The sequence below is a fragment of the Myroides sp. N17-2 genome, from assembly GCF_002286775.1.
GTDB lineage: Bacteria > Bacteroidota > Bacteroidia > Flavobacteriales > Flavobacteriaceae > Flavobacterium.
The window spans coordinates 1-9672 of sequence record NZ_NSGJ01000078.1 but is presented as its reverse complement, the minus strand read 5'-3'; the positions used below and the strand labels follow the sequence as shown (position 1 = coordinate 9672).

At 31.3% G+C, this 9672-nt stretch carries 6 protein-coding genes; all 6 read left to right on the top strand.

The window, feature by feature from the left end:
* Window positions 1-217 precede the first annotated feature (217 nt).
* The 6 genes from CF599_RS20100 (at window position 218) to CF599_RS18835 (ending at window position 9571) form a co-directional block, all read left to right on the top strand.
* Entirely contained in the window at window positions 218-262 is a 45-nt protein-coding gene (locus CF599_RS20100) for a hypothetical protein (RefSeq protein ID WP_371514491.1), read from the top strand.
* Between the two features lie 690 nt (window positions 263-952).
* Window positions 953-2476 carry a hypothetical protein gene (locus CF599_RS18855; protein ID WP_121967470.1) on the top strand — a complete coding sequence of 508 codons (1524 nt, stop codon included), beginning with the start codon at window positions 953-955 and terminating at the stop codon, window positions 2474-2476.
* A gap of 40 nt (window positions 2477-2516) precedes the next feature.
* Window positions 2517-5795: a hypothetical protein gene (locus CF599_RS18850; protein WP_121967469.1), complete on the top strand. Its 3279-nt coding sequence runs from the start codon at window positions 2517-2519 to the stop codon at window positions 5793-5795.
* A gap of 12 nt (window positions 5796-5807) precedes the next feature.
* On the top strand, window positions 5808-6347 hold the full coding sequence (locus CF599_RS18845; RefSeq protein WP_121967468.1) for a hypothetical protein: 540 nt from the start codon (window positions 5808-5810) through the stop codon (window positions 6345-6347).
* 380 nt (window positions 6348-6727) lie between these two features.
* On the top strand, window positions 6728-8236 hold the full coding sequence (locus CF599_RS18840; RefSeq protein ID WP_121967467.1) for a hypothetical protein: 1509 nt from the start codon (window positions 6728-6730) through the stop codon (window positions 8234-8236).
* A gap of 15 nt (window positions 8237-8251) precedes the next feature.
* Window positions 8252-9571, top strand: coding sequence for a hypothetical protein (locus tag CF599_RS18835; RefSeq protein WP_121967466.1), 1320 nt, complete (start codon window positions 8252-8254; stop codon window positions 9569-9571).
* Window positions 9572-9672: the final 101 nt, after the last annotated feature.

Sequence of the window (9672 nt, the reverse complement as noted above, 5' to 3'; positions counted from 1 at the left end):
GCATCACCGTAAACCTAATGATAATGGGAGTAACTTTATACTTGAGTAAGTAACTCCACCCAGGCAGACTTTAGTCTGCTTTAACAAACTATGGACTTTCAGTCCATAGTGGTTTATTTATAGGATAGTTATTTTATTTTTTGACGACTAGCTTGAAATAAATGTTTATGTTTTAAAAAAATATAAGTTATTCATTTACTCAACATTTTTATTTACTGTGTATTGCATTACTGTGGAAAAATATAAGAATTATTTGACTTAAGGCTATCTAAAACCTAGTTTTTAAACTTAAATTAATTTTAGTTCAACAATATAGTATTGGCTATAAGAGCAATATGACTTTTACATTAGAGCTAAAACAAATGAACAAAAAGATAAATAATAACCAACCTATACAATGTATGATCTATGACTTAACTATACACATCAGAATAAATAGCTTATAAAAGTACCTATTCTATTTTAAAAATTATAAGGGACACAAAAGTGTAGTTGACATAGCAGTCTACTAATACTCATTCAAGCCTAGCGATCTACTTTTTTTGCTATAAAGTAGTTTTTGGTATAGATAAAATCATCAGTTTATAGTTCTTTTAGAAAATTGTATAAGCAATAAAAGTTAAAATAGTAATTTATTATTTCTAAAAATCACAATTAGTTAAGTGTTTTTTATGTTTTTTAATTATTGAAAATGCAGTTTTTAGTAGTTTTAGGTATTAAATTAGTGTTTTATACCTAAAAGGTATAAGAATTTTTGATAATTATTTCCTTATTTGAATGTGCTGAATTTTATATTTTCTTTTGAAGATGTTTTTTATTGTTAATTATGTGTTTATTTTGTTGTTTTTTATTTAAAAAAAACACAGATGATGTTGTTTTTTTATTAATTACGAATAGTATTCGTACTTTTGTTATAGTAGTTTGGATATGTAATAATAAAAAACACAATGCAATGAAAAAAAGAGATTTACTAATTCTGATATTTTTGTCTTTTGTCGGTATAACTTATGGACAGACAAGTATCGGTACTCCTTTGCCGAATTATTCAGCAGAACTAGAGGTTTATTCTGAGAATAAGGGAGTATTGATTCCACGTATTGAATTAAAGAGTAATACGGATAAAACGACTATTATGGGAACTGAGTATCCTATTAGCTTAGTAGTGTACCATACGGGCACCAAAAAAATGTTAGCCGGTTTTTATTTTTGGCAGGATAATGAATGGAATGCTTTAATAAGTAATAATACTTTATATAAGTATATAGAAGAGAAAGCAGACCCTAATTCTGTGAAAGTAATTAAGAAAGGTGATGATTTTACTTTCGTATGGAAGGAATCAGATATAGAGAAGGAGAAGGATATAAGTGCTTTAATTAAGGATTTTGAGACACTGACAACTTTAGAAAGTAACAACCAAGAAGGAAAGGCGATGTTAGTCTATAATCGTGAACGTGAAGGCAAGAATGATATAGATCTTACTGCTTTATTAGAAGGAAGTACTGTATTTAAGAATTTTATGACAGAACATTTTAAAACTATAAAAGTTGACGAGACAATAACTCATATAGATGCAGAGAAAAACAAGGATAATAAGAATAGCGGTGTGTATAATTATTACAATGAAAAATTAGCAACCCCAGGTTATGAACCTGTCAAGATTACTGTAGTATCTGATGTGCAAAATAATTTTGAATCTATAATAAATAATGAGGATGTAAAAAAAATACTTAATAAATACTTTAATGATAAAGTAATCGGTAATGTGACTTATAAGAATGGGGATTTTTATTATACAGTTAAAGATGGGGATACTTATAAGGATGAGATTATCAATATCGAACAAATAATAAAAAATAATTCTATAGTAGCTTCTCTTATAGTTAAAACTACGGGAAATATAGCAGATGTAAAAGGAGGTTTTATATTTAATGATGGTAAAGTTGGATCAGTAAATATACCATTTGCAGAAACACTTACACCTATGGAGCGTAAAGCTCCTGCAGGAAGCCCTGCAATCACAATACCAAATGCTGATCTTACTTATTATATTTATAAAGATGAGACAGGGGTAGCGAAGAATATTACGATTTCTCAAGATGTTAGTAATGACTTTAATACAATAGTTAATCAAGGAGATAATAAAACTACGATTGAAAATATTTCGAAAGGGAGTAATCTATATTCAACAGTTAAAGAAACTGTATCTGGTAAGTTTGATGATAAAGATATTATGAGATATGTGGTGAATTTAACACAAGGGGCTTCTTTTACAGCAATTGAATTACCAAAGGCTATTGATGGGATGATATTAGAGGCAATTTTAATAAATAAAGGAACAAACTCTATTGTTAGAGGAGTAATGAGTAAACAGATAAGTGGAAATAAAACTACTTTAGGAATAGGAACTGTAGGTACTATTATTACGAATAACCCTGCCGGAGACTATTGTGTGATAGTGGAATACGTAAAAAAATAAGAATCAAAAGTATTTTTATTAATACCTTAATATTTTGAAAATGTATAAATATATATATAGATTTTTAGCACTTTTACTGGTAGTTATTAGCCCAACAACTCTTTTTGCTCAAAGAGAATTTCCTGGAGGAGTTGGAAATGTACAAGTGTGGTTAAAGCCTGATAATAATACAATCAAGACTCTTAGTCAAGGATCTAATCAGGTAGATAGATGGGATAATGATCCTTACGCAACAGGAAGGAGTGTGGTTTTTAGTTATGATGTTGCTAAGACATCAGCTAGTGCGTATAAAAAACTTAGACCTACATTAATAAAAGGAAGCTATAAAATGAATTTTAATGATGCTTTGTTTTTTGGTAATGATCACTATTTAGCAAGTGCAAGAGGGGTAGAGGGGTCTACAGGAGCCATCACAGTTATTGCTATTTATATAGCAGAAAAGGAAACAGGAGCTTATCGTATGTATTATACAGGTTTTGGAGGTGTAACTACAACTAATGCTGATTCGAGAAAACCAGCTGTAGGTTTTAGCCCAAGATTTAGTGGAGGTCGTGTACGTGGAGGTGCTGATTATGATGGTGATGGTGGATATGTGAAGAATACTACTGCACTGCAAGTAACAACTATTCAGTCTGGTGCGTCAAATGTTTCTTATACAAAGTTTAGGTTTAATGGGGCAGACTTTTCTTCGAATAGTAAAGATAAAGATATTAAAGGACCTACAGCAGGATATTTCAAAGTTGCTGATGGAATAACGTTAGGAGGAGCGAGTATAAAAGATGCTAATGGAGGTCCTTTTGGGGGGCAATTAGCTGAATATATAGTTTACAACAGAGCCTTGTCTTTTTTTGAGATTACTAAGATAGAAAGTTATTTGGCAACTAAATATGGAATTACTCTTGATGGGGCAGCGTATACATCTTCTAGAGGGACTCAATTTTGGCCTTTTGGTAGAACAGGTATTGGATACCATAATAATGTAGCGGGTATTTTTAGAGATTCAGGGAGTACAAATATCTCTGTTTCAAGATCAACAGCTGCCGGTGCAGCCTTAACAGTTAATACTATCGGGACATACTTTGCTCCAGGTTATGGAGTAGGGACAAGTGTTCCTTTACCTAATGATAACGCAGCTATTTATTGGGGAAGTAATACAGGAAGTGGTATATCTAGTCCAGCGAATACACAAGGTTGTGATTATAGTTTTCTATTAAGAGATAAATTGTGGAAATTTCAAAAGACTAATCTTGGAAATACTACAGTAGAGGTACGTGCAGGTGGAGAGGACTTTGCTTATTCCGGACCAGGTTATGAAGTTAGAATGCTTGTTGCAAAGACAGAGGCTGATGCATATGCTAATAATTGGATGGCAGTTATACCAGGACAATATGTTGGAGGAGAATTGAATGAACATTTATTTAAACTGCCTATTGATCAAAGTGAGCTGTATATTACATTTGGGGCTAAACTTAGTTTAGGTTCTTGTCCTACTTGTAAAACAAATATTGCTGGAGAGTATAAGTTTAGTTCTAGGACTTGGAGTAATGGGACTAAGAATGTTAATAACTTAGTAGCTAGTAATGGGATTAAGTTTAACGTTGGTTATAAAACATATAATAATAATGTTGAAACTTCATCAATGCAATTGAATGGATATCCTAGAGTCTCTAATGGTACTTTATTAGAATCAAAATTTAAGGGAGTTAAAGGTAGTAATAATAGTTATTCTGAAACGAACATAACTTTTAATGATGGTGCAACTTTCGCTAAATTTAAAATTTTCGGAATTGATAAGAATTCTAATGCAGCTGATGAAGTTGAGATAACAGGCTATTGTGGCAATGTACCTTATGCAGCAACTGTTTCTTATAACACTAATGATGATAAAAAGAAGACATTTACAATAGGAGGGAAAATTATAAATGGAACAAAGACCTCAAGTATTACAAATAGAAGTGGAGCTGCAATAATTGAGTTTCCTCACGAAGTTACAAGGATCGTTATAAAACATAAAATACAATATCGAACTAATTCTCGTGGATATCAGAATATCGCGATTGGTGATTTTGAGTTGAATTGCCCAAGACCTGCTAATCCGAATCCTGATGGTATAGAATTTACCGTACAAGCACCTCCTAAAGTTGTCTCTTGTGCCGATTTTTATTATACATTAAAAATTTGGAATTATGCATGTGACGCTCGTTATGTGAAGATTGAAGATGAATTACCAGAAGGAATATTTTGGGTAGAAGAAGGAGTGTCTTCTTCTGAGTTTGCACTTAAAGATGCGGTGTTTAATAATTATAAAAACACAAGAGTTTTGAGTATTGATAAAGTTAAATTGCTACCTGGAAGTTATACTACTATTACAGCAAGAGTACGTTTTAAAGATGATGCTGTATCTAAAGTTTATGAAAATAGAGGAAAACTTACTTATTCTAGTGTAAATGAAGGAAAGGTTATTACGATAGAAAGTTGTGATTATAACAGTTTTGACACTTGTGTCTCTACTAAAACGGAAATGACTTATCAGCCACGTGTGCTATCACCACAAGTAACTATTGAGGCAGATATTATACGCTGCTATAGAGAAACAGGAGTTATAACTCTTAAGGCAAAAATTAAGAATCCAAATTCAACAGTTGACTTTACTAATGTAAGTGCCTCTTTAACATATAATGAAGAGTTTATATTTAAATCTTTTAAATCTACGGGAGGACAAGGAACAGCAACTAAAGATGATGGTATTTATAATGTAGATGGTTTGAATGTAAAAGGAGGTGGTACTCTAGAATTAACATATGAAATACAAGCTTTGGAGTTCTTATCATTGATTGAAGCCATTACTGGCAAGAAGTATACTAATCCAAGAGACGTTACTGATGCTGATATAGCTATGATTGCAAATTTTGGTGCTGTTATAGAAATCATTGGAAACTCAGAAGATGTGTGCATTAATGAAAGTTTAGAGGATGTTTATGCTGTATTAGATCCTACAATACCTTTCTGTGGTAGAAGTTTATCTTGCTATTATCCTGGTTTGCCAGGTAAGGTAGTTAAGAAGAATTCTGATTTTGTACTTATGACTACATTAGATCGCAGTGGAGGCGTTACTGTTACATCAGAAAATATTAATGCTATTTTATATCTAGAGTCTAAGACCAAAGGTTTTGTACCTACACGTTTAAGTGAGAATCAGATTAATACATTAGCTAATCCAATAGCAGGGATGATGGTTTATGATACTACAAATAAGTGTATGAAGCTTTATAATGGTAAGTTATGGTCATGTATAGTACAATCATGTCCAGATAATTAAAATAAATATGCGATGAGAAAGAACATTTTTGTTATAAGTATATGGTTTTGTGTATGCTTTTTTTCCAGTGATATATTTGGTCAACAAGTTATCATAGGCACAAAACAGCAGTTTTCATCAACCAGCTCTATTTTAGAGTTTCCTGATAATGATACAAGAGGTATGGTATTACCTAAAGTTAATAGTACATTAGTTACTAATGCTACAGGCGGAACCTTAATCTATGATTCAGTTGATAAAAAAATTAAATATTCTACAGGTGGAACGAACTGGGTTGATTTATCAATAAATGAAGGACTAGTAAATACATCTGAACAAGATAATTTAAAAGAAGTTGTTGGAGCTAGAGCTCTAATAGGTAATGATTCTTCCATCTCTGTGGAGGGGGTATTGGTATTAGATAGCGCAAGTAAAGCTATGGTATTACCAAGAGTAGAAAGCCCACATTTAAAAATGCTTTCTCCTGCAACAGGAACTATTGTCTATGATACTAAGTCTAATATGATTTGTGTATTTAATGGTAAGGAGTGGGCATTTTGGGCAAGTGAATAATCAAATTTGAATAAATAAAAAATTTTTATGCAAATAGCTAGTCGTGTAATTTTAATTATTTAGTTAAATATTGTGATAATTATAAGTGTATGTTGTCAGGGTAATGTTGGTTATATTGTATTTTTAAATAAAAAAAGAGCTCTTTTGAATCAAAAGAGCTCTTTTTTATTTTATTAAAAATATAATTCTCTCTAATTTTTATAAGTTGATGGCATATTGTTGGTTTACAGGTGTATTGAATTATTGTTTGAATAATGATTTGTTTTTTAGATAATCTGTTATTGTGATAATGAAGAGATTATGTTTATTTTTTTATCAATAAGTTGTATACTATATAGCTATTTTATGTTAATTTTGATGTTAAATAAAATACACTTGTTATGAGAAAGAATATAATACAATTTATTGTACTATTTGGAACAGTAAGTATTTATGCCCAAACAGGGATAGGAACGGTACTACCTGATAGGAATGCCATATTAGATGTCTCGTCTACGGATAAAGGTATACTTATACCTCGAATGAAATTGACTGGAGAAGGAGATATTAGTACTATACCAGGAGGTAATTATACAGATGGACTAACAGTGTTTAATACAGGTACTACTAATTTCGAAGCAGGTTTTTATTTTTGGGGAAAAGGTAAATGGAATGCTTTAATAAGTAATAATACTTTATATAAATATATTGAGGAGAAGGCAGACCCTAATTCTGTTCAGATTATTAAAAAAGGTGATGATTTTACTTTTGTATGGAAAGAAGGAGGGGTAGAGAATAAAAAAGATATAAGTGTAATTATTAAAGAATTCGAAACAAAACCATCTTTAGTAGTTACCCCTAAAGTAGAAGGGGGAAATACACAAGCATTTGATTTTAGAATCGACGGTACTAGTGTAACTGTAGATGCTAATTTTATGGAATCACTTACTGAGTTAAGTACAACTAGCCGTTTTTTGGCTAAGTATCAGAAGGGTGAAGGAGCCCAGATAACCTATGAGTATGTTGTAGTAACATCAATAGAGGATTCGGGTGTAAGACCTGGAGAAGAATATGTTTATGTCAATACATTTAAGGAAACTAGTTTTAATTACAAAGATGAGACAGGTAAATTATTTACACTTGTTATGAACGATTTAGTGGGAGGAACAGAAACAATCACCACTTTAGCAATGGAAGAGTTGCCTAAAGATGGTGTTATGAAACCTGCCTTAGTTTATACTAAAGAAGATGGTACTAAGGATATTGTTTTTTTTATGGATCAAGAGAATATAGAGACATTGACAAGCTTATCTATAGCAGATGATTTATCAGGTCTAGTGTATGTAGATGAAAATTCCAAAAAGAATACTATTGATATTAAGCCACTTATTAAGCAACCTTGGAAAAAAGTAGCAAGTGCTGATCTTCCTGTTAATGGAGATTTAATTTATACTAATGGATGGGTGGGAATTGGTTTTGATAAACCTTCTGCTGAACCAAATGAGAAGCTTCGAGTTAATGGAAGTATTACTGCTGTGAATAGTTATTATGCAGATTATGTTTTTGAATCGTATTTTACTGGAGCTTCAACATTGAAGTATGATTATAAGTTTAATGATTTAAATGTAATAGAATCATTTATAAAGAAAAATAATCACTTACCTGGTATTACTCCAATTACTGAGTTAAGTAAATCTGAGGACGGTTATTCTTTTAATATTTCTGAACTTTCTATTCAATTGTTAGAAAAAATAGAGGAATTGTATTTGCATATAATAGAACAATCAAAAGAAATAAAGGAGTTAAAACAAGTGAACTCTGAGATTGAAAAAATAAAATTAGAGAATGTTGAGTTGAAAATACACTTACAGCGTATAGAAGAGTTATTAAAAGAAAAATTAGTTAAATAATAAAGAGCATATATTATGAAGAATATTAAATACTATATATTATTTACTCTTTTATTTAGCTTTGGAAGTGTTTTTGCGCAACAAACACATAATACTAAAATAAAAGACGGAAGTGTAAGTAATACTGCATCTATACCAAGTTCTAATGCTATTTTAGAGTTAGAAAGTACAGAGAAAGGTTTTTTACTACCTAGGATGACTGATAATCAAAGAGATTTGTTGAAGAGCAAATTAACAGCAGAAGGTAATGGGTTGACAATTTATAATACAACGACTGATTGTATTAATTATTGGAGTACATTAAAAAATGAATGGTTAAGTTTATGTGGATCTCTATCACCAGCAGTTGTTGAAATAGATCCAGTACAATGTAATAGTATTAAAATCTCGCCATCTGAAGGAAGTACACTTCTTCAAGGACGATTCTTAACACCTCAAGATATTTTGTTTGTAGATGTGTATGTCAGTGCAATAGGAACTTATGATATATCAGCAACTACGGAAAACGGATATTATTTTTCTGCTGCCGGTACCTTTATGAATACAGGTAGTATGAGAATAGCATTGACAGGAGTAGGAACGCCAATTAAGGGGTATGATCCTGGAGCAGGTGGTTCAACAGCCAATATTGGTGATGTTGTAACTTTTTATATTAATGGTAAAAAAGCCGTCAATCAATGTGGATTCAAAGCTTTTGTCAAAAAAGCGGCTATTGAATATACTATTGAATGTAGTAATGTTTTTACTGCACAAGGGCAGTATTTGATAGGTGTACCTGTAAATCAGACGGAGAATTATGTGGATATACAACTTAATGTTACTCAGCCTGGTGCATATAGGATTAAGACGACATCTTATAATGGTGTTACTTTTAATGGTTCAGGTAGGTTAGATAAGATTGAGAATAATAAGACTGTAAGGCTCTATGCGGAGGGAGTACCTACTGCAGCTGGAGTGTCTTCATTATCACTAGAAACGAATTCTAACACTAACTCTACTAGTTCTTGTAAAGTAGGGTTGACTATAGCAGGTGTGGATTATAGTGTTGATTTGTCTAAATCTCTTCATAAAGGAGAATATATGCAAGGAAGTACCTTGACAGATCAAACATTAGTTATTGCTGTGAATGTAAAGAAGCCAGGCAAAGCAAATTTTAAGCTTGATAGTGGTGGTGTATCTTTCTCTGCAAACAATATTTCTTTAGAATTAAAAGATGTTTCTTCTACATCTAACATTCAATATGTTACATTATTAAATAATAAAGCTGTATTACCTATAAAAAATGAACTGTTAATCTCAGGTCCTATTAATGATACTAAATCAATAGCGTCCTAAATAAATTTAGCACATAGAATATCCTCCCACTTTAGTAGGATACGAGTATATATTTGATAATTTTTAAAACAGAATCCCCTGTTGTAATTTAGGAGGTGGCT